The 22,233-nt window shown below is 40.2% G+C and carries 20 protein-coding genes; 6 read left to right on the top strand and 14 right to left on the bottom strand.

What is annotated here, in order from left to right; all coding sequences use genetic code 11:
- The first annotated feature begins 31 nt into the window (after positions 1-31).
- From lptC to FTU79_RS03065, 6 genes are all read left to right on the top strand, one after another.
- Entirely contained in the window at positions 32-574 is a 543-nt protein-coding gene (lptC, locus tag FTU79_RS03040; RefSeq protein WP_078188761.1) for an LPS export ABC transporter periplasmic protein LptC, read from the top strand.
- Positions 564-1,130 carry a lipopolysaccharide transport periplasmic protein LptA gene (lptA, locus tag FTU79_RS03045; protein WP_180048897.1) on the top strand — a complete coding sequence of 189 codons (567 nt, stop codon included), beginning with the start codon at positions 564-566 and terminating at the stop codon, positions 1,128-1,130. The genes lptC and lptA overlap by 11 nt, the downstream gene beginning before the upstream one ends.
- Positions 1,130-1,873 (top strand): LPS export ABC transporter ATP-binding protein, encoded by a 744-nt coding sequence (gene lptB, locus FTU79_RS03050; RefSeq protein WP_180040050.1) that lies wholly within the window; start codon positions 1,130-1,132, stop codon positions 1,871-1,873. Before lptA ends, lptB begins: the two co-directional genes overlap by 1 nt.
- Positions 1,874-2,142: 269 nt before the next feature.
- The gene (locus FTU79_RS03055) at positions 2,143-2,742 is read left to right on the top strand and encodes a YigZ family protein (protein ID WP_180048898.1); all 600 of its coding nucleotides are present in this window, start codon (positions 2,143-2,145) and stop codon (positions 2,740-2,742) included.
- Positions 2,735-3,352: a DapH/DapD/GlmU-related protein gene (locus FTU79_RS03060; protein WP_180048899.1), complete on the top strand. Its 618-nt coding sequence runs from the start codon at positions 2,735-2,737 to the stop codon at positions 3,350-3,352. Before FTU79_RS03055 ends, FTU79_RS03060 begins: the two co-directional genes overlap by 8 nt.
- 130 nt (positions 3,353-3,482) lie before the next feature.
- Positions 3,483-4,325 carry a universal stress protein gene (locus FTU79_RS03065; protein WP_078188753.1) on the top strand — a complete coding sequence of 281 codons (843 nt, stop codon included), beginning with the start codon at positions 3,483-3,485 and terminating at the stop codon, positions 4,323-4,325.
- Positions 4,326-4,491: 166 nt separating this feature from the next.
- Here FTU79_RS03065 and FTU79_RS03070 read toward each other — a convergent pair whose 3' ends face one another.
- From FTU79_RS03070 to FTU79_RS03130, 14 genes are all read right to left on the bottom strand, one after another.
- Complete coding sequence (locus tag FTU79_RS03070; RefSeq protein WP_168377631.1) at positions 4,492-5,157, bottom strand: O-methyltransferase; 666 nt, start codon at positions 5,155-5,157, stop codon at positions 4,492-4,494.
- Between the two features lie 131 nt (positions 5,158-5,288).
- Positions 5,289-6,011 (bottom strand): D-Ala-D-Ala carboxypeptidase family metallohydrolase, encoded by a 723-nt coding sequence (locus tag FTU79_RS03075; protein WP_078188751.1) that lies wholly within the window; start codon positions 6,009-6,011, stop codon positions 5,289-5,291.
- A 137-nt stretch (positions 6,012-6,148) separates the two neighbouring features.
- On the bottom strand, positions 6,149-6,472 hold the full coding sequence (fdxA, locus tag FTU79_RS03080) for a ferredoxin FdxA (protein WP_004651686.1): 324 nt from the start codon (positions 6,470-6,472) through the stop codon (positions 6,149-6,151).
- 386 nt (positions 6,473-6,858) lie between these two features.
- Positions 6,859-9,489: a DNA mismatch repair protein MutS gene (gene mutS, locus FTU79_RS03085; protein WP_180048900.1), complete on the bottom strand. Its 2,631-nt coding sequence runs from the start codon at positions 9,487-9,489 to the stop codon at positions 6,859-6,861.
- Positions 9,490-9,775: 286 nt separating this feature from the next.
- Positions 9,776-9,943 carry a diguanylate cyclase domain-containing protein gene (locus tag FTU79_RS16510; RefSeq protein ID WP_257224242.1) on the bottom strand — a complete coding sequence of 56 codons (168 nt, stop codon included), beginning with the start codon at positions 9,941-9,943 and terminating at the stop codon, positions 9,776-9,778.
- A 64-nt stretch (positions 9,944-10,007) separates the two neighbouring features.
- A complete protein-coding gene (locus FTU79_RS16515; protein ID WP_257222568.1) occupies positions 10,008-10,106 on the bottom strand; it encodes a hypothetical protein in 99 nt (32 codons plus the stop codon).
- A gap of 922 nt (positions 10,107-11,028) precedes the next feature.
- Positions 11,029-12,996 carry an esterase/lipase family protein gene (locus FTU79_RS03095; protein ID WP_373685643.1) on the bottom strand — a complete coding sequence of 656 codons (1,968 nt, stop codon included), beginning with the start codon at positions 12,994-12,996 and terminating at the stop codon, positions 11,029-11,031.
- Positions 12,997-13,163: 167 nt separating this feature from the next.
- Complete coding sequence (locus FTU79_RS03100; protein WP_180048902.1) at positions 13,164-14,078, bottom strand: ABUW_2363 family tetratricopeptide repeat lipoprotein; 915 nt, start codon at positions 14,076-14,078, stop codon at positions 13,164-13,166.
- Positions 14,079-14,183: 105 nt separating this feature from the next.
- A complete protein-coding gene (gene cysE / locus FTU79_RS03105; RefSeq protein WP_078188746.1) occupies positions 14,184-14,993 on the bottom strand; it encodes a serine O-acetyltransferase in 810 nt (269 codons plus the stop codon).
- Complete coding sequence (locus tag FTU79_RS03110) at positions 14,986-15,828, bottom strand: RNA methyltransferase (protein WP_078193553.1); 843 nt, start codon at positions 15,826-15,828, stop codon at positions 14,986-14,988. The genes cysE and FTU79_RS03110 overlap by 8 nt, the downstream gene beginning before the upstream one ends.
- Before the next feature lie 51 nt (positions 15,829-15,879).
- Positions 15,880-19,452, bottom strand: coding sequence for a DNA polymerase III subunit alpha (gene dnaE / locus FTU79_RS03115; RefSeq protein ID WP_180048903.1), 3,573 nt, complete (start codon positions 19,450-19,452; stop codon positions 15,880-15,882).
- 152 nt (positions 19,453-19,604) lie between these two features.
- Complete coding sequence (locus tag FTU79_RS03120; RefSeq protein ID WP_257224243.1) at positions 19,605-20,231, bottom strand: hypothetical protein; 627 nt, start codon at positions 20,229-20,231, stop codon at positions 19,605-19,607.
- A 219-nt stretch (positions 20,232-20,450) separates the two neighbouring features.
- Entirely contained in the window at positions 20,451-21,146 is a 696-nt protein-coding gene (locus tag FTU79_RS03125; protein WP_180048904.1) for a methionine ABC transporter permease, read from the bottom strand.
- On the bottom strand, positions 21,143-22,168 hold the full coding sequence (locus tag FTU79_RS03130; protein WP_180048905.1) for a methionine ABC transporter ATP-binding protein: 1,026 nt from the start codon (positions 22,166-22,168) through the stop codon (positions 21,143-21,145). Before FTU79_RS03130 ends, FTU79_RS03125 begins: the two co-directional genes overlap by 4 nt.
- Positions 22,169-22,233: the final 65 nt, after the last annotated feature.

Below are 22,233 nucleotides of genomic sequence, written 5' to 3' on the forward strand. Positions count from 1 at the left end.
TTGATACAGTCATTGGATTGAATCTCCGCTTATGGATACTAAAGTTTTATATGTGACAGCTGTGGTCATTGCTGCAGTAAGCGGTGGTTTTTACTATTTCGGTGGAAAGGGTAATAAGCTTCAGGCAGACTCTTCGAAAAGTATGACTTACTCAGCTGAAAACATTAACCTGACACAGACTGATGAGCAGGGAAAATTGCATATTCGTGCGCAAGTCGATCGACTTGAGCAGGATTTGCAAAAGCAAACGTCTCATTTGGTCAATCTGAAAGCATCGACCTATCAAGATGGTGCTGTCGATGCCACGTTTTTTGCCAAACAAGCCAATGGTATGGACGATAACCAAAAAGTCGTGCTGAGTGACAATGTGGTTGCAACAAAATTGATGCGTGAAGGGCAAATGGAGTTTCGTACTGAGGAACTAACTGCTTTTCCAAAACAGCGTGAAATAGAAACGGACAAGACTGTAACGGTGATTTCACCACAAGCCGAATTTGTCAGCCAAGGTTTAAAAGCAAATTTAAACGACGGTCAATACGAATTTTTTAATATTCGAGGAAAGTATGAACCATAATTTTAATCGAAAAACTGCAAAAACTTTCCTAAAACGTACAGCGCTAATCGGTTCACTGGCGTTATGTTCAGTTGCAGCTTTTGCTTTGCCTTCAGATCGTAATCAACCGATTTCATTGGTTGCCGATCGTGCAACGTTTAATGAAAAAACCGGGATTACGACGTATACCGGTAATGTCATCATTGAACAGGGTTCGATGAAGCTTCAGGCAAACTCAATTGTTGCGAACTTAAACAGCAAAAAAGAGATCAGTACGATTACAGCAACGGGTGGGCCAGCACATTTCCAACAAAAAACTGACCCTGCCAAAGGCTATGCAAAAGGCCAAGCGCAAAAGATCGTCTACAATGCTGAAACAGGTATTATCACCATGACGGGTGGTGCTTTGTTACAACAAGATGGTGCAAGTATTCGTGGTAATAGCCTGAAATACAGTATGAATAAAGGCGATATCGTTGCTGAAGGTACACCAAATAAATCTGGATCTTCTTCAGGTCGTGTTCAAATCGTGATTCCACCGTCAAGCACTAAGTCCTTCCCAGGAGCACGTGATTAATGGAGCAAACCTCGCAAGTTCAAACTTTATGTATTAAACATTTAGCCAAAAACTACAGTAAGCGTTGGGTGGTAAAGGATGTGTCCTTTAGCATGCAAAGTGGTCAAATTGTGGGTTTACTTGGTCCAAATGGTGCAGGTAAAACTACAAGTTTCTATATGGTTGTTGGCCTAGTGCGTATGGATAAAGGTGAGATTCATTTAGATGATCTTGATTTGTCTGACTTGGCAATGCATGAGCGCGCACGTAAAGGTATTGGTTATCTACCTCAGGAAGCATCTATTTTTAGAAAATTAACCATTTCTGAAAATATCATGTCGATTTTAGAAACCCGTAAAGATCTAAATAAGCAACAACGTCAGCAACGTTTAACAGAATTGCTTGCTGACTTTAAAATCACACACATCAAAGATTCTCTTGGTATGAGTGTATCGGGTGGTGAGCGACGTCGTGCGGAAATCGCACGTGCGTTAGCTGCAGACCCTAAATTTATGTTGCTAGATGAACCTTTTGCAGGGGTCGATCCTATTTCAGTGGGTGATATCAAAGACATTATCCGAACATTGAAAGATCGTGGTATTGGTGTATTAATTACCGACCATAATGTGCGAGAAACCCTTGCGATTTGTGAGCATGCCTATATCGTGAGCGAAGGCTCAGTGATTGCAGAAGGTACTCCAGAAGAAGTGCTTGCAGATGAGACGGTACGTAAAGTTTATCTTGGTGATGATTTTATCGTTTAATTGAATAATATAAGAAATTTCCCGTTGAATGGCGCTAGTTTCATTCAGCGGGTTTATGTTATTGTCTGAAATGACAAAAACTGAGCGATTAATCTAAAAAATTAACAAGAATTCAGTCTACTTTAAACTAAAAATACGACCTGCAAAAATCATGCGATTACGAAAGATGAATGGTCTTCAATCAAGCCTCCAGCATTGGGGGCTTTTTTGTGGATGTAAGTCTTTCAAAAAACGCTATAATATCCTTTGATACAGGATCTAAAGACGTTATGCCATTTACACTCGCCGCACAGTTTGAATATGAAGAAGACATTAAAAAAAGTCGTTTTCAAGCCATCGCAGTTCCTGTGGAAAATGAACAAGCCGTTAAAGAATTTCTCGAAGCCAATAAAGATATCTCAACAACACATCAGTGTTGGGCATGGAAAATTGGACATACCGTACGTTTTAATGATGATGGTGAGCCTTCAGGCACAGCAGGTCGGCCCATTCTAGCAACCATAGAAGGGAATGACCTAACCAACGTGTTGGTCTTGGTTAATCGTTGGTATGGTGGAATTAAGCTCGGGACAGGGGGATTGGTACGTGCCTATGGTGGCTGTGCAGGTCAATGCCTGTTGCAGGCTGAAAAAATTGAACTTATTGAGAAGAAAAAAGTGCAATTTAGTTGTCAGTTTAATGAATGGGCAATTTTCCAATATGAACTCAATCAGCAGCAAATTGAATTTCAGGAAGACTATACAGCGCAGGGCGTAAATGTACTTACATCATTGCAAATTCATCAAATCCAACCGCTACAGTTAAAAATTCAGGATATAACTCGCGGACGTGAACAATTGCATATCATCGAGGCTGCTGAAGGTGAATGAAATAGATCCATTATTGAAATATCGAGAGCAACATAAGCATCGTCTGAATTATATGCCTTGGTTGTATTGGTCACTCAAACCGAAAAATCGTGGTTGGGCTGAAGCTTGGCAACACGAATATCAAGACTATCTCAAATCGATGGAAACTGTTGAAATTGGTAAAAACTGTTTTATATCGCCATTGGCTCATATTTTTGCCGAACCAGGACGTAAGATTGTCATTGGAGATAACAGCTTTATCGCTGCAGATTGCACCCTGCATGGCCCAATTGAAATTGGCAATGAAGTGGCGATCAATCATCACTGTATTTTAGATGGTGGGCGAGTGGGTATCAAAATTCACGATCAGGTTCGTATGGCGGCATATTGCCATTTATACGCTTTTGATCATGGAATGGATGTCAATCAACCGATCTATCAGCAAGCTGTACGATCACAAGGGATTGAGATAGAGCGTGATGTTTGGCTAGGTGCGCATGTTGGAATCAAGGATGGCATTCACATTGCTGAGCAGGCTGTGGTCGGCATGAACAGTATGGTGACGAAAAATGTCGAAGCACGTGCCATTATTGCGGGAAATCCTGCAAAACTCATTCGATATCGTGAATAAATAATCGCCAAATAGGTCATAAATCGTTTTTATGCTTACACAAATGCATGCACAGTGAAACAGAGTTGTGATAAGTTAAAAATAACAAACAACATTTTATAGCCAAGCAATAATAAAACGAGGGCTAATCATGAAACGAGTTATCGCCTGTATCGACTCTTCTCCATGCATTAATGCACTAGCTGATGCTGCTGCTTGGGTTGCTAAACAAACTCACCGTGAGTTGGTTTTACTGCAAATACTTGATTACTATCCGGCAAGTTATCACTTAGGTGAAATCAGTGGAGTGATTGGGTTTGAAAGTAATGCTATGCTCTTGAAAGAACTCGCGGAGTTAGAACAAAAACAAAGTGATTTAGCGTTAGATTATAGTAATAACTTGCTCAAACACATTTCTGAAATGATCCAAGATAAGCATGGTATTCAAACCACCCATATTCAGGAAAAGGGCGACTTCTTAGAGCAAAGTTTTAATGTGTTGCAAGATGACGATATTGTTTTAATTGGTCGCGTGGGTGAACGTTCAGCAGAGCGCAATAAGCCGCTTGGTAGTAATGTTGAAAACTTTATACGTGGTGCAAGTTGTACAGTTATGACTGTAGGGCCAACGTTTAAACCACCGACTCGTTTTATTTTTGCCTATGAATATTCGCCTAAATGTGTTGAGTTAATGAAGCGTGTGGCACAAAGTGACCTACTCAAACTTTTACAATGTCATTTGGTCTATGTTGGAGATCACCCACAAATCTTGGATGATCCAAAAAATTATTTAACCAATGCGGGTCTCGATGTGGTGACGGAATACCGCTATGGCGATGTTTCGGAAAATATTCTGGACTATCAACAAGAGCATGGCATTCAGTTAATCGTACTGGGGGCGTTTAGTCACAGTAAAATCCATCAGTTCTTCTTGGGCAGTATTACCACCAGTATTTTCAGAAATTCGAGTGTTCCATTGTTGGTTGTAAAATAAGTTGAGCAAACGAACAGAGTTGATTTAAAAACAATCAGAGTTATCCTCATAAATTGTGGATAACTCTGTGTGCAGTGTTTATAAGTAATTGTTTTGAAAATAAAATACTGTATTGATTATTTTTTATACCTTTACTCAAGATGTCTAAAAAACACCTCGATTTAGATTATTTAACGATTGCAATTGCAAAACCATCATGACCTTTACAACCTACAGTTTGAAGTGCCGTGCAGGATAAAATTTTCGGATGATTTTGCATGGCTTTGAACATATCTCGGATACCTTCAATACTTGGCTTGTGGTTTTCGGCATTCAGAATCTCACCTGCACGAATCACATTGTCTAAAACAATCACTGTACCTGAATGAGATAAATTTAGGCTTAATTCTAAATATTCAGGGTAGCTCTGTTTGTCTGCATCGACAAAAATAAAGTCAAAAGCTTCAGTATCTTCAGGAAGGGCACGTAAAATATCTGCCGCGCGACCACATTTTAGTTCTATCGTTTGTGCAAGCTTTGCATTATCAATATTTTCTTGACCGAGGGCAGCATGTGTATCACGACCTTCAATGGTCAGAATGTAACCATCTTCAGGTAAGGCACGTGCTAACCACATGGTGCTATAGGCTGCAAAAGTTCCAAGTTCTAAAACGCGTTTACACTTGTTCATTTGGATTAACATTTGAAGCAGCATGCCTTGATTAGCCGCTACAGCAAGATGATCAGGAAAGCCACGTTCATCCGTATGTTGAAGTGTTTGGGTCAATATTGGATCTTCAGGAATTAAATGTGAATCGATGTAAGCATCAATGTCTGTCCACATTTGTTGCATGTTGTCGCACCTCGTGATTGATGCAAGCATTTTAAACCTTTCCACTAACATCGCAATTTATTGTTCTGTATTTGCATATTTTATGCACAAAAAAGACCTCCGAAGAGGTCTTGATATGACGATGTAATGTTTTAGTAATTACACATTGATGAGCGGCTTGAGTGATCAGGCCCCCAAGTACGGTAGCCTTGAGTATCAATATGAATTTGTCCGCTGGCATATAGACCTAGGCCCATATTGAGGCTTTGCCCATGTTGTGACCAAAATTGGCATAAACGGAACTTGGTATTTTCAATATAACTATAGTCTTCGGGCTGTGGATACGCAGGTCCAATACGGAAATCAATCGCCGAGTTATATAGGTGACGAGATGAACTTGCACCACCGGCACATTGGTTCAAAGGCAAATCACGATAAACCGAAGTCACTTCAAAGTCCGTTAAGATATTGGCCGCAACTAAATATTTAAAGACACGTAAGGTTGCAATTTGGTTTTGCCATAATTCACGGTTAGGCACCATATATTCTGAGCGACCACATTTTTGCCAGTCACGTGCAGTACGCATCAGCTCAAATGATGGAATGATATTGCCTACACCATTTTTCTCTAAAAAGACTTCATAGTCTCGGACACGACGTAAATTATCGACAGACGCGACCCATGAGTTGTATGCATAAGGCACCACTTTAGGCGGGGCTTGTCTGATGGTCGTCACTTTTTCTTGAGGTATGTAAATACGTTTACCGTCGGGAGTTGTAATAGTGTGACCTTGTTTTTGTGGTGTAGTTGTACAACCAATGAAAACAAGAGGGAATATTGCAACGGACAATAATCCCTTGAGTAAATGCTTCATTATAGAAATCAATTATTTATAAACTCGTTCTATTTTAATCCAATTTGATTGAGAAAATTTGAATAATTTGCAATGAAATGTGTGTTTTAAGTATAAAAAAGATCAGCATGTGCTGATCTTTTCATGAAAGCGTAAAATTACTTTTCAAGATATTGTAATTTATCAGCTTTACCGTTCCACTCTTCACGGTCGGCAGGTTGATCACCAATTTGAGTGATGTTCGGCCATTTTTGAGAAAGTTCAGTATTAAGTTCGATAAATACTTCTTGACCTTCAGGTAACTCATCTTCAGAGAAAATCGCGTTAGCTGGACACTCAGGTTCACATAGCGCACAGTCGATACATTCATCTGGATTAATAACAAGGAAGTTTGGACCTTCATAGAAACAGTCAACAGGGCAAACTTCTACGCAGTCTTGATATTTACATTTAATACAGTTTTCAGTGACAACAAAGGTCATGGCGACAGCTACCTAAAAAATATGGTTCTAATAAACTAATGGTGTATTTTAGGCAAAAAATAGGGTAACTAACAATTCCTTTTATTGATAATTATTATATGCAGTGCTGTTAAAATCACTAAAAACTGAACAATTTATGTAAATTTCACAATGAATGAGAATCATACTCAAAAACTAATTAAATTACATCTGTTTATCGAACAATATTTTTAATGTGTATTTTAAGCATGAAACATTTAACAACATTAATTTTTTATCAATTTATTGCTGAATAGCCGCAGTAGTAGATAGCAAATATTTACTAATTTACACATTTAAATGGAGTCAATGCAAAGAACACCTTCATAGGTGTTCTTTGCATATCTCATCTATCGCTTCTGCTAAATTTAGATCTTAAGTAAATCCTTTAAGGCGTAAAGCTGTTGTAGTGCTTCGCGTGGACTTAAGTTATCTACATCTAAATCTGCTAAGGCATCAAGTACGGGCGATGTTTTTTCAACTTCCACCACGCGTTCAATGACTTCGGGCTCTGTGAGTGCCGAGAATAGATCGGTTTGTACAGCAGTATTGAGTTGCTGTTTTTGCTGAGTTTCTAAAATACGAAGTCGATTTTGCGCTTCTTTGATCACTGCTGCGGGAATACCCGCAAGCTTTGCCACCTGTAGACCATGACTTTGACTCGCCGGGCCTTGTTGGACTTTATGTAATAGGATCAAGTTGCCATTTAGCTCACGAGCAGTTACATGATAGTTATCGATATTAGCGTCTTTGCCTAACTCGGTGAGTTCAAAATAATGCGTTGCAAATAGGCATAAACATTTAATACGACGCGTGAGATCGAGTACACATGCCCACGCCAAAGATAAGCCGTCATAGGTACTCGTACCACGCCCAACTTCATCCATCAGTACCAGTGATTGATTGGTTGCATGATGAAGAATCTGAGAGGTTTCAGTCATTTCCACCATGAAGGTTGATTTGCCTGTAGATAAGTCGTCGGCAGATCCAATACGGGTAAATATCCGGTCGATCGGCCCTAAAATGGCAGATTGGGCAGGGACAAAGCTACCACAGTAGGCTAATAAGCTGATTAAGGCAGTTTGGCGCATAAAGGTCGATTTACCGCCCATATTTGGCCCTGTGATAATCGCCATACGGTGATTAAAGTCCAAACTGGTATCATTTGGGGTAAATGCCGATTTGCTCAGAGATTCCACAACAGGGTGACGTCCGGCTTTGATTTTGATCCCAACTTCAGGGCTATATTCAGGACGTGACCAATTGCGTAATCGAGCTTGATGGGCAAAATTAGCCAGTAAATCAATTTGCGCTATAGCGGCGCTCATCATTTGTAAGTTGCCAATATCTGCACGTAACTCATCAAGTAATAGCTCAAAGAGCATTTTTTCGCGCGCTAATGCCCGTGACTCACTCGAAAGCACCTTATCTTCAAACGATTTCAGCTCAGGGGTAATGTAGCGTTCCGCATTTTTTAGGGTTTGGCGGCGAATATAATGATCAGGTGCTTGCTCAGCCTGCGCTCGAGTGAGTTCAATATAGTAGCCACTGACACGGTTATAGCCAATTTTTAAGGTTGCAATGCCGGTTTGTTCACGCTCTTTGATTTCGAGATCGATGAGGAATTGTCCTGCATGGTCACGAATTTTACGCAGTTCATCGAGTTCAGCGTCGAAGCCCTCAGCAATCACATTACCATCACGTAAAAGCACCGGCGGGTTTTCTACGATGGCAGACATGAGACGCTCATGTAAGCCGTGAAAATCACCCATTTCATCATTTAACTGAGCGATCAGCTTAGATTGGTGTGACTGAATGATCGGTTCAAGTGCATGTCGAAGATAGGGAATTTGTGCACAAGTTTGACGTAACTGAACTAGGTCTCGTGGACGAGCACTGCCGAGAGCTACACGAGATAGCACACGTTCAATATCGCCAATTTCTTTGAGAACTAAGCGGATCGGAGACTCATGATAGCCTTGCAGCATCGCTTGTGATGCATCTAAACGTGCATCCAATAAAGCGGTATCTCGTAAAGGCTGCATTAAGGTACGACTTAATAGACGGCCACCCATCGCAGTTTGGCAATCATTGATCAGTTGGAACAGGGAAGTGCCATGTTCAAATAAAGGATCAATCAGTTCTAAGTTACGACGAGTGACGGGATCGAGCGCCACGAAATCACTACTTTGTTCGAGTTGAATGCTGCGAATATGGGGTAAAGCGGTTTTTTGAGTGACTTTAGCATAGTGAATCAAAGCCGCCGCGGCAGCTTTCGCCAAAGGCAAATGGTCAATACCAAAACCTGAAAGTGTGGCTACGGCAAATTGATCACATAGGGTTTTTTGCGCGTTATTTAAATTAAAGTCGACGTTTGGACGCTTGGTAACAGGGCAGTCTAATTGACGTTTAATTTGTTCGACAATATTCGGGTCAATAAGATCTTCATCAATCAAAATTTCGCTCGGCATTAAACGTGAAAGTTCGATTGCTAATTGTTCCAGCTGATAGTCCATTTGCTGAACTTTGAAAATACCTGCACTGAGGTCTAGTAAAGCAATCCCGATTTGATTTTGTTGTAAGCAGATCGCGACTAAATTGGAACTTTGATGAGAGGCAATCAGTGCATCATCCGTTAATGTCCCTGGGGTAATGATACGGACAATACCGCGCTCAACCGGCCCTTTGCCTGTCACCTCACCAATTTGCTCGCAGATCACCACCGTTTCACCTTTTTTTACAAGGCGGGCTAAATAGCCTTCAGCAGCATGGTATGGGACACCTGCCATTGGAATAGGCTCACCATTGGCTTTACCACGATGTGTCAGTGTAATTCCTAAGAGTTTTGCTGCTTTATGCGCATCTTCAAAAAAGAGCTCATAAAAATCACCCATCCGATAAAACATCAGTGAATGCGGATTTTGTATTTTGACTGACATGTACTGTTGCATCATCGGGGTCAGGGTTGAAAGGTCAACTTTGGAATTATCAGCTTGCATGAAACGAAATACCTTAAAATAAAAATTTGTGCGCTGCTAAACGAAAAACACTGTTTTGATGAAAATTGGATTTAGAAAAAGTCCTTATATTTATATTGTCTCTTCATTCAAAACCACAGGTGTACGTTAACAAATCGTGTTGCTGATTCTAGCAAAAAAAGTGACAGGAAAATGCCAGAAAAGGTTTGTCTGCATGTAAAAAAAGCAGTCAAAATATTATTTATAAACGCTAAAAAGTCTGTGTGTAAATTCAACAATGGATAAATTCACAAAGCGATAGACTGACTCAAACATCTAGCTGCGCTTCAGCCTGAGCTAATCGATGTTGGTTGCGACCGCTGCCTTTTGCAAGGTAAAGCGCTTGATCGGCAGCCAATATAAATTTTTGAATTTGATCAGATTCAGATGGAATGATCGTTTTCGTACCGATGCTAATCTTCACAAATTTAGACATATGGCTGGCTGGATGTGGAAGTTCGAGTAATTAAATTCTGCATAATAAATCGGCTGCCAAAGGTTCAATTTTCAGCTTCAGTTAACACCCTAAAGAGGAGTAAAAACTCTTCGCTGCCATAGTGTGCAGCTAACTCACCATTTCGATTAGTGATTTGAGACAAAACCTCAGTAATTTGTGTGAGGCAGATGTCACCCGCCTGATGACCTAAATGATCATTTTAATTTCAAAAAAATTGATATCGATCACCATGATGCTTAAAGGCTGTTGATGGCGTAGGGCATAATGCCATAGCTGTTCTAAAGCTCCTTATAACGGACGACGGTTTGCTAGCAGTCAGTGGGTCATGTTCTACCAACCCGCAACCATGGCAATATAAAAAAGCATACCTACAAAGGCATAGATGATGACCACGGCATACTTCATGGCTGCATGTAATAGCGCATCATTGTGATCATTACAAATCATAGTAAAGATGATAAATATGATCGCAACAACGCACATCGAGCCTAGACAAGTATAAACACTAAAATAAGGGTTTAATGCGGAACAAAAGATAAATCCCATGCAATCGGAATGATAAACACTACCCAAATATACAGAGGAATCTACAAAAACTGCATTATGGGATCACTTGATAAATCCACGTACATGACAGAGCATACAGGAGAAAAATAATGATTCCGCGAAAACGAAATTCTTTCGCCGCTTCATCGCGGTAGAGCGGCTGATAAATGGATTCTAAATTTGGCGTAAAATAAACTTTATTTAATCGAGTTTTGATTAAACCCTCAATTTCATCCCGATGAAGTAACTTTGAGCCTTTTAATTTCATAATTCGATATGCTCATAAAAAATTTAGGATATGTGCACAACTTTTTTGTCTATATTTAACCCGTATTTATCTCTAATATAAGATTTGTATAAAATTTAACAAGTGATTTTGAGTTTTAAAATGATTAAAAAATAAAGGCTTATATAATAATTATGTGAATATTGGCATATTCAAGTAAATGCAGAAATGAAAAAAACCGATCCTGAGATCGGTTTTAAAATATGTAGATCAAATTAAATGCTGTATTGGATTATGGTTTATAGAGGCCAAGTTCAATCAAATGCAAACGTAATATACGGCGTAGTTCGAGTACAGCTTCTGGGGTTTCTTGAATTGAATGACCACCTTTAATGATCTTTTCTGAAACAGCACCCTCTAAATGCGCACTGGTGTATGGCACGACATCATCTGAGATTACATTTTTATCTTGGCTGTTGGTGTTATTTCCCATAATTGAGTGAAACTTCAAACCTATACGTGGCTGAATATCTTCAGTGAGCGCAATAAATTTGGATTGGTGGCTTAAGTCACTTGGTCCATTTTGGATTAAGCCGTGGTCGATTTCACGGAATAAATCTTTCAGGTCTTCTTCCTGAGTTAACACATCACCCATGGCTGATAAGAAAGCGCCCGGAAGTTTAATGATTTTTCGAGCAGCTTTGGTAAACCAACGATCTGCGTATTCAGTACCACGATGCGGTGCAGCCAAGAAAATCGCACGGCTGAAATTTGGAATATCGTCAATTACCATACGCTGCTTCACGACTGGAATATTGCGGTACTGATTTAATTGACGTGAGTTCATCATTTTCAAAGCAGATTGTGTGGTATCGGCTTGGCTAACCAGTAGTCGTGCAATAATTCCGCCCATACTATGACCAACTAAAACCGCATCTTTTTTAGCTGCAGCATTGGCGTCGACTTTATTAAAAGTTTGAGTCAATATGGAATAAATTTGGAAGCGGCTTTCAATAATCGGCATGTTGGTTGAGTAGAACACTTGCCACACTTGATAGTGCTCACGTAGCACTGAATCGCCCATAATATCGTTGGTGAGACGAATCCATGCTTCAGGGCTACTAGCAAGACCATGTACCAAAACGATGACTTTTTTGTCAGGATTATATGGTTCAAGCATGTATAAATGTGGCATCGTGAGTTTTTCATCACGGTCAATCAGGGATAAATACGCTGCCTTGCCCAAGTTGTTTTGTGCTAACCAAAGACCATAAGGTGCAGAAAAATTGGCTGCAAGGGCATAGTTTTTATTGGCAATATTGACCTGTTCATATTTGTACGGGTCGTAAGCCTTAATTTGAAACTCATGCTGATTTAAAATTTGATCAACTGAAGTTGTGGTGCTTACAGGTTCCGCTGTTAAGGTTGCAGCTAAATAGCGCGCTTGATGGATATTAGGGTTTGAACCAGACGGATATTTAAAATCTATTGGGTTGATAATGTATTTGGCTTTGCCTGTTTCAACTGTATGTTCTTCGGGTAAAACCACAAGGAATTCGGAACCAAAACCATCTCGGCGGGTAATTGAACGTAAACCTGAGAAGTTGAGGTTATAGGTTGACATCAATTGTTCAATTTTACGATTTTTGAGTTCTGGGTAATGGCTGAAGTCAATATGATAGGTGGTTTGTCCGACTTTGATCTGTTGGGTGACTTCTTGCGGTTTATAACGTAGTGCATAGCTGCTAACCAGTTTAGCAATCCCTTGATTATAGAAATCTCGGATTTGAACTTGGCGGTTATCAAAAATACGGTCAGCAGGCGCACGTTTGGTTTTAAACATATAGGCATAGCTATAGCGAATACTTTTATCCAGTAGCGTCAGCTGTTGATCTAAACATTTGTTATAAGTGTCTTGTTCAATTTTTTGTTTTTCTTCTGATTTGTGGCTACTCAGTAAACCTAATTTACAGGCAGAAGAAGACTCATATTCAATGGCTTTTGCTAAATATAATTCACTTGCCGTAGACAATAATTGTTCATCTTGAATTTGAGGGATCTGTTGTAGTTCATCAACACAGGCTTTCGGGTCTTCTATACACGCTTTGGCTTCACGACCTGTCATCGACAAGACATTTAAACTGGCTTCGCTGAGTTTGTTTCGAGAAATAATACTTTCACGTTCATTGGCAATAGAAACGTTGAGTTTTTGGTTTTTGACACTGACGACCTGACATCCACTCAGTACGCTGGTACTCATGATTCCAAGGAGCAGTATTGTTTTAGTATTTAGCTGCATAAAGGGGTCGCACATTGGGTTGAATATTTTCAAATCATACGATAATTGTCAGGATTTTCAATTCGCCTTAAATGAAAAAAGACCGTTAAAACGGTCTTTTTTCAAAAGAATTTTCTAAATCGTTACAATTAAGATGTAGCTTTAGGTGGATTTAGAACTTGCCAAACATTCCAACGGCCTTGCTTTTCAATTTCTTGAATTAAACGATCAGCAACTTCTGCTTCTTGTGGATATTTAACTTTATAGTTCTTTAAAACCTGAATGGCGTTCTTTTTTTGTTCCATTGCAATGTAGTTATTTGCTGCAGAAAGATACGCTTCTTGAACACCGGCTTTCATTGCTTTGTCTAAGTATGGAATCGCTTCACGTTGACCACCACCTTCAGATAAACCAAAACCGAACCAGAAGTTTGCTTCTGCATCATTTTGGTTGATTTTTAAAATACGTTGTGCGTAAGTTAAAGATTTAGTGGTGTATACAGAACCTAAGTCGAGGTTACGTGCCATCACACTGGCTTTAAATGCACGTACTAAAACATCAAAAGAAGCGTTGTCTTTAGATGCAAGGGTATCTAATTTTTGCGTCACTTCTTTAAGTTTAAGTTCAAACCCTTTACGTTCTTGGCGTTGAACAAAACGTGGTGGATAGTGACGAGCTTTACCTTCAACGAGCTGTAAGAAATCATCAATTTCAGTAATGTCGATCTCATTATCACCCGCTAAAGCAGCAAATTTCATTGAACGTACTTTGCTGTCTACAATTGGAATAATCAGACGGTTTTCTTCAAGTGTCAGTTGCTTAGATGGGTCGGTCGGGCTAGTTACCACCATCTTAGTCACAGGCTGAGCTGCAGCTTTTTGTAAATTTAATTCAAAAGGAGGTGGCGCATCGTAGTTGAATGGGTTGAGTGCGTAGAACGGTGGAGTCAGTTCAGGCTCTACAAAAATCATGGCATCTTTAGGTGCATTATTTTTAGTTGGGGCGCTTCCACAAGCGGCAAGGGTTAAAGCAATACAAGCAACTGCCAAGGGCTTAAGCGTCATATGATTCATCCATTAATTTATTTTATACAAAAAAGCATGTTGGTCAGTCTAAAAAAACTCTGAACAACATGCAAGTTAAAGGCAACTTATTATGATTGCTTTTGGTTAAGCTTTAGATTGATTACTTTGAGCTTCGCATTCGCGGCGCACATCTTCAATGATTTTAAGTTCTTCCTGACTAAAAGGTTGTTCATTGAGCTGTTGCTTTTTGAACGTTGGGTCAAGGAGAGACAAACGCTGACACAAATTATTCATACGTTTTTCATTGTGCTGAATACGATCTAACAACACACGCATACCTTCTAACATTGGGTCAGTTTGGTCTTGTGTTGCAGCATACGGTTGGAAACCAATACTTTCTGCATAATCGCGACGACGTGTTTCCGCTTCATCTTTTGGCTTATCTTTCGTGATAAAGCGTGCTGGATTACCTACAGCGGTAGTATCCGCAGGAACTTCTTTGGTCACCACGGCATTTGAGCCGACTTTGGCATTTTTACCTACCGTAAATGGGCCTAAGATCTTTGCACCAGCGCCAACCACTACGCCATCTTCCAAGGTGGGGTGACGTTTGCCTTTATTCCAAGTTGTGCCCCCTAAGGTCACACCATGGTAAAGGGTGACATCATCACCAATTTCAGCTGTTTCACCAATCACCACACCCATACCGTGGTCAATGAAGAAACGACGACCGATTTTCGCACCCGGATGAATCTCAATGCCTGTGGCAAAGCGGCTAAAAGAAGACAATAAGCGAGCTGAGCCTTTACACTCTTTTTTCCAAAGTTCATGTGCCATACGATGCATGATCAAGGCATGAATTCCTGGATAAGTCGTTAAGACTTCGAGCGTATTTCGTGCAGCAGGATCGCGCGCGAATACAGCTTGTATATCTTCTTTGAGCTGCTTAAGCATTAGATTGATCCTCATTGTCTGTAGATTTTTTCCATGTTCCGTTATTTAAAGCCTGTACTCGGCTAAAGATGCCACGTAATAAGTGGTATTCCATACGATCTAATTGTATACGTCCAAATAAGCGACGCAAGCGTAAAGGTAATAATCTTGGATTTTTTGGATCCATAAATTCAATCTCTGCCAGCATTTTTTCAATATGCGGGTAGAACTGTTCCATCATTTCATGGGTCACCAAAGGCTCATCCCATTCCATATCAATGTCATCTGTCACATGCATATTGGCATCAGGATTTGCCGTTAACTCAGTATGTGCAAGGGCAGCCATACGCATTTCATAGCAAATGACTTGAATCGCTTGGGCAACGTTCAATACGCCATATTCAGTATTTACTGGAATAGTGACGTGGTAGTTGGCCATTGCCAATTCTTCATTGGTCAAACCACGGTCTTCACGGCCAAACACAACGGCAATTTCTTGCTGTTGTTCACAGACCGCTTTGAGAGACATTTCGGCAGCAGGGCGAGCATCAAGTAATGGCCATGGGATGGTACGACTACGCGCACTGGTACCAAAGACAATATGACAATCTTTAATGGCATCTTCTAGTGATTCAACGATTTCAATTTGATCAATTAAATCGACAGCACCGGCAGCTAAGGCATTAATGTCCGGATGCGGGTAAGTCTTCGGTGCAACTAAGACTAACTTTGAAAGTCCCATGGTTTTCATGGCACGTAATGCACTACCAATATTTGCGGGTAATGTTGTATTCACCATGACAATACGCACATGAGAGAGATGTGCTGAAACCGCAGCATTGTCAGTTTGATTCATGATATTTCCAATATGTTTATTTAAAAAAGCAGTTCAAACAGCGTTTAAACTTTAAGAAAATTGATTGGCTTCTGCTTGATATAAATCCATGGCATCATCCATGCTCATCCCATCTGGCGGTGGCGGAACCTGCGCAGGAATAGAGGCTTGTTCATAACTTACCGCTTTGGCAGCTTTGGATTTGACATGATATTCGACATGCAAAGATTCTTTGCCGAAGTAGTCACGCAGCTTAGACAGTAATTCATCTAGTGGAGCAACTTTCCAGTTTAAGCCCAAATGAATGTCGGCCGTCGCATATGGATAGTCAATATATAACTGCACAGGTATATGCGTACACATATCGACATTGCAAAAAGGCAGTAAAATATTTTGGATGTCGCGTGATAGCGTTTTACTAAAATGTTCAGGTGTTAATTTAATTTGAATGGTATTGGCACGTTTTTGACGGATTTCATTCAAACTGAAGGCTTTAGTTAAGCGACCCATTGGCCGATCAAAACCTTCACGTTCGTAAATTTCACCTTCAATGACCACCACTTTTTCGTTTTGAATCACATCTTTGAAGCGGTTAAAACGTTCGTGATTCGCAGACACTTCAATACGTGCAGTACCATCATCGAGCGTCACCATCATACGGTTCGGGAAGTTGGCAACATCGACGACTAGGCCTGCAAATACTGTAGTGACACCACGTCGTGTAGGCGTAAGCTCATTAATGCGCTGTGAAATAAAGGCTTTTAGCTCTGATCGATACACATCGATCGGATGACCTGTTAGATAAAGCCCAAGAGTATCTTTTTCACCTTTAAGACGAACTTCATCTGACCACGGTTTAACAGGTTTAGAAGGTTTACGCTGAACTTCTTCAACTTCACCAAATAAATCCATCATCCCTGTTTCGCGGTTAGTGCGTGCTTGATCCGCCGCTTGAACGGCTTCAGGGAGCTGTGCCATCAAGTCAGCACGTTCTAAACCTAAACAATCCAGTGCGCCACCACGAATCAATGCTTCAAGGGTACGTTTATTGATTTTTTTCAGGTCAATACGATGACAGAAGTCGAACAGGTCTTTATAGGGACCATCTTGGATACGTGAGTCAATCACAGACTGCATGGCAGCTTCACCGACACCTTTGATCGCACCTAAACCGTATACGATCGTTTCTGGATCACTGGCATGGAAGTTGTACAAAGACATATTGACCGATGGAGGTAAAACTTCAAGACCGTTAATTCGACAGTCATCGATCAAGAACACTACGTTGTCAGTGTTCTGCATTTCCGAAGTCATTACCGCTGACATAAATTCAGCAGGGAAATGTGCTTTTAACCAAGCAGTTTGATATGCAACAAGGGCATAGGCAGCGGCATGGGATTTGTTAAAACCATAGCCTGCGAATTTTTCCATATAGTCGAAGATATGGTTGGCCGTATCTGCATCAATACCTTTGGTTGCAGCACCCTCAGTAAAGATCTGACGGTGCTTAATCATTTCTTCGACTTTCTTTTTACCCATAGCACGACGAAGTAAATCCGCACCACCCAAGCTATAGCCAGCACAGAACTGCGCTGCCTGCATTACCTGTTCCTGATACACCATAATGCCGTATGTCGGTTCAAGGACACTTTCTAGTAATGGATGTAAGTATTCAAACTCGCCACCATGCATACGGTAAATAAAGTCAGGAATCAGATCCATCGGGCCAGGACGATATAAAGACACGAAAGCAATAATTTCTTCGAACTTACTTGGACGTGCCTCTTTCAGCATTTTTTTCATGCCGACGGATTCAAACTGGAAGACCGCTGTGGTATTTGCATCTGCGAACACAGCATAGGCAGGTTTGTCATCCAAAGGAATTAAGGAAATATCGACAGGTGTAGTGATATCTGGACGGGCATTAATGTGCTTAATGGCATCTTCAATTACCGTTAAGTTGCGTAAGCCCAAGAAGTCGAATTTAACTAGACCTGCAGCTTCCACATCGTCTTTATCGAATTGGGCTACACGGTTAGTTCCATCTGCATCACATAGGACAGCCGAATAGTCAGTTAACTTAGTTGGTGCAATAACCACACCACCGGCATGTTTACCTGTGTTACGGGTAATGCCTTCAAGTTTGAGTGCCATTTCCCAAATTTCGGCTGCATCGTCGTTATCTGGGTTAGATGGATTGGTGACAATGTCTTTGAGTTGTGGTTCGGCCTCAATGGATTCTTCCAAACTTAAACCTAAAGGCTTGGTCGGAATCATTTTAGAAATACGGTCAGCCAAACCATAAGATTTACCCAAGACACGGGCTACGTCACGAATTGCACCTTTTGCCGCCATGGTACCGAAAGTTGCAATCTGAGAGACCGCATCTCGACCATAAGTGCGTGCAACATAGTCAATAACACGGTCACGACCTGCAATACAGAAATCGACGTCAAAGTCGGGCATTGATACACGTTCAGGGTTTAAGAAACGCTCGAACAGTAGGTCATAACGTAGTGGGTCTAGGTCAGTAATTTTTAAACTATAGGCAACCAAGGAACCTGCACCCGAACCACGGCCTGGACCAACAGGCACGCCATTACCTTTAGACCATTGAATGAAATCCATGACAATCAGGAAGTAACCCGGGAATTGCATGGTCAGGATGATCCCGACTTCATAAGCCAAACGTTCATCATAAGGCTTACGAATTTCTGGCCAGTCGTCACCACGCTGTTCGACAGGATATAAATGCGCTAAGCGTTCTTCTAAACCTTCTTTTGATAAATGTTCAAAATAGGTGTCAATGGTATGACCTTCAGGGATTGGATAATCAGGAAGATCATGGAAGCCTAAGCGTAATGACACATTACAACGTCGTGCAATGTGATAGGTGTTTTCAATAGCTGTTGGAATGTCTGAAAAGAGCTCAGTCATTTCCGCAGCAGTTTTGAAATACTGTTCAGGGCTATAATTTTTAGGACGACGGCTATCACCGAGGACATATCCATCGGCAATACAAACACGTGCTTCATGCGCTTCGAAGTCTTCTTTACGCACAAAGTGCACATCATTATGTGCAACAACACCTATGTTAAATTTCTTCGCAAGTTTTACAGCTTCGTGAATGAAGTCTTCTTCACCTGAGCGTTCAGTTCGGGTAATAGCCAAGTAAACACGATTGCCAAATTTTTCGACCCAGTCGGCTAACAATGGTTCAGCTTTTTGCGGGTTGGACGAGCAAAGCATTTTGCCGACATCACTTTGCATACCCAGTAAAACAATCAAGTCTTGATGTTGATTTAAAATCCAATCTTTTTTTACGCAAGGAATATCAAGCTGTTGACCTGAAATATAACCTTCAGAAACCAACTCTGTTAGACTGCGCCAACCTTTATTGGTCATCGCTAGAAGAGTAGCTTTGTGCTCAGCATCATTCAAACGAAGGGTCGAACCAAAAATCGGTTTAATGCCTTTATCTAAGCACTTTTTATAGAATTTTACAGCAGCATGTAGATTTGAAAGGTCAGTAATGGCCAGAGCGGGCATTTCATCTGCAGCTGCAGCTTTAACAAGATCAGGTATACGTACAATAGATTCAGTAATGGAAAATTCTGTAAAAATACCAAGATGTACAAAGTGCATAGATGAGTCCCTGCGAAAACAGCTGCTGATTTTAGCATGCTCTGAGTTCAAACTTGCGTTTATTGCATGGCTTTATACAGATTTATAAATTCACTGTTTAATCAATAAACGCTGTATGATAATCACCATTTAGCAAACAATACCTTGATTAACTAAAAAGCTATCAATTTGCTATTTTTAAAGTTGAAGAGTAGATTGCCAATATAGGGTAAATCATAGTTATGCGGCTCTTTCAGCACGCATTTTGCATGAGTCGGTGAGAGTAAAATCACATAAGCCACTTCATTTGGATTGGCTAATTTTGCACTTTTGGTAAAGTCTTTTACAAATTGTTGATAGTCATATTGGCTTATCAGATGTTTTGACCCAATTTGAATTTTATCGCGTATTTGAGTGGATTTATCCCATTCCATCCAAACAGCCCCTTTGGTTTGTCCAAGTTGGGCGAAGCTGTTTTTATTTTTATAGAATGAATCATTTTTAACTTGAGGATTGTCCTCTGCATAAATTTCAAATTTTAGAAATTTACCTTTTGATGTGACATGAAATTCAGTATTGCCGGTACATTCTGAATATTCATATTTAAGCTTTACTGGATTTTTGCTGATTAATGCATTTGCTTTTGATGCAGGCAAGGGTAAGGCTAAGTCAACATCATTTACCTTAATACTAGTGACATAGTCATAATCAGCAATGGATGCAGATGCTGCTGAAGTGATGAATATCCCTGTTGTGAAAAAAGTTAAGCGGAAAATTTGTGTTAGCAGTATTGTTTGCATGGAGAATATAAAATTCTATTCTTTTGATAGTTTGTACTCATTCAAGTTTTTGTAAACGTAATATTGAAGGTCATATTTTAAATTTTATGGTGTTGCTAATTTGCCGTCAAAATAATTTAAAATTAAAGAAATTTTGGTTTAATTTCAGCTTTAAAAAAACCAAATCTTAAACATTAAAAAGCCCTCCGAAGAGAGCTTAAATATGTGAATTATGCAGGCTTAGCGCAGTTTTGATAACCAGTCCCCCAGACTTTGTACAATTTGCACCAAGATCAATAAGACGATCACGGTCATGATCACCACGCTACTATCAAAACGTTGATAACCATAAGAAATAGCAAGGTCACCGATACCGCCTGCACCTACTGCACCTGCCATCGCTGTTGCACCAATTAAGCTAATGGTTGCAGTCGTTAAGTTTAAAATTAAAGAGCTACGAGACTCTGGTAGGACAAATTTAGTAATGATTTGCAGCGGAGATGCGCCCATCGCTTGAGCAGACTCAATGATGCCGTCATTCACTTCAAGCAACGAAGTTTCAATCAGACGACCAATGTAAGGACCAACATAGATTGTGAGAGGAACAATTGCAGCCCAAGTACCAATTGAAGTACCCACAATGACTTTGGTCAAAGGGATGACCGCAATCAAGAGGATAATAAATGGCAATGAACGCAGCGCATTCACAATCGGGTTCAAACCATGGTAGATGACACGGTTAGGCAAAATGCCTTGTGGACGTGAGACATATAAAATCACGGCCTGGATAAAACCCCAAATACAGCCGAAGAGCATGGCAAAGAACACCATGTGAAAAGTTTCTTGTAGGGCAGTGACGAACTGATCCATAGACAAAGAACTTTTCCAAAAGGGTGCTGTAATTTGAGTCAGCCATTGAATAATTAAATCTCTCATTGCTGAACTCCTGCTTGAGTGACTTCAACGCCATGTTGTTCTAAGAACGCCACCGCTTGTTGAATCAATGCTGCATCACCTAATAGCTGAACGAACATTTGTCCAATCACCGCACCATTAATTTCAGTCATATTGGCAAACAAAATATTCAGGCTAATATCAAACTGTTTAATTACCGCTTGAATGACGGTTTCCTGTGCCGAACTGCCCAGAAATTTTAAACAATAAATACTGTTATGGTTTTGATTTTCTAGATTATTTAAAATATTAACAGGAAGCTGTTGCTGCAATACAGTTTGAATAAAGTTTTTGGTTGTATTGTGTTTTGGCTGACTAAAAATCTCTAAGGTTGAGCCGTGTTCGATGATTTTCCCTTGTTCCATCACCGCAACATAATCACAAACAGATTCAATCACATCCATTTCATGGGTAACCATGACAATGGTAATGCCTTGTTCTTGATTGATTTTCTTTAATAACGCCAATACCGACTTGGTGGTTTGCGGATCGAGAGCAGATGTTGCTTCATCACACAGTAAAATTTTAGGATGATTGGCAAGCGCACGGGCAATCCCGACACGTTGTTTTTGACCACCAGAGAGCTCATCTGGATAGGCATTTTTCTTATGTTTTAGGTCAATAAATTCGAGCAACTCTTCTAAACGTTTTTGGCGTTCAGCTTTAGCTACACCTAAAAGTTTAAGCGGCATTTCAATATTTTCTGCAACTGTTTTGGTTTGCAGTAAATTGAAGTGCTGGAAGATCATGCCAATATTGGTTCTTTCTTGACGCAGCTCTGCCGAATTTAAAGCAGTAAAGTCTTTATCATGAATAATAATTTGCCCTTCACTAGGACGTTCTAGCAAATTAATTAAACGGATTAAGGTACTTTTGCCTGCACCACTGTAGCCAATTAGACCGAAAATACAGCCATCTGGAATGTCCAGATTAATCTGATCCAGTGCTGTAACGGTTTGGCCTTTTAGCTCAAAATGCTTGGAGATATTTTTAAATTGGATCATAGCGTCAAAAAAGGGTTCAAAAATGAAAAAACAGGCAAAGTAAACTTTGCCTGTTTATTTGAAGA

The organism is Acinetobacter sp. YH12144, from assembly GCF_013418345.1.
Taxonomy (GTDB): domain Bacteria; phylum Pseudomonadota; class Gammaproteobacteria; order Pseudomonadales; family Moraxellaceae; genus Acinetobacter; species Acinetobacter amyesii.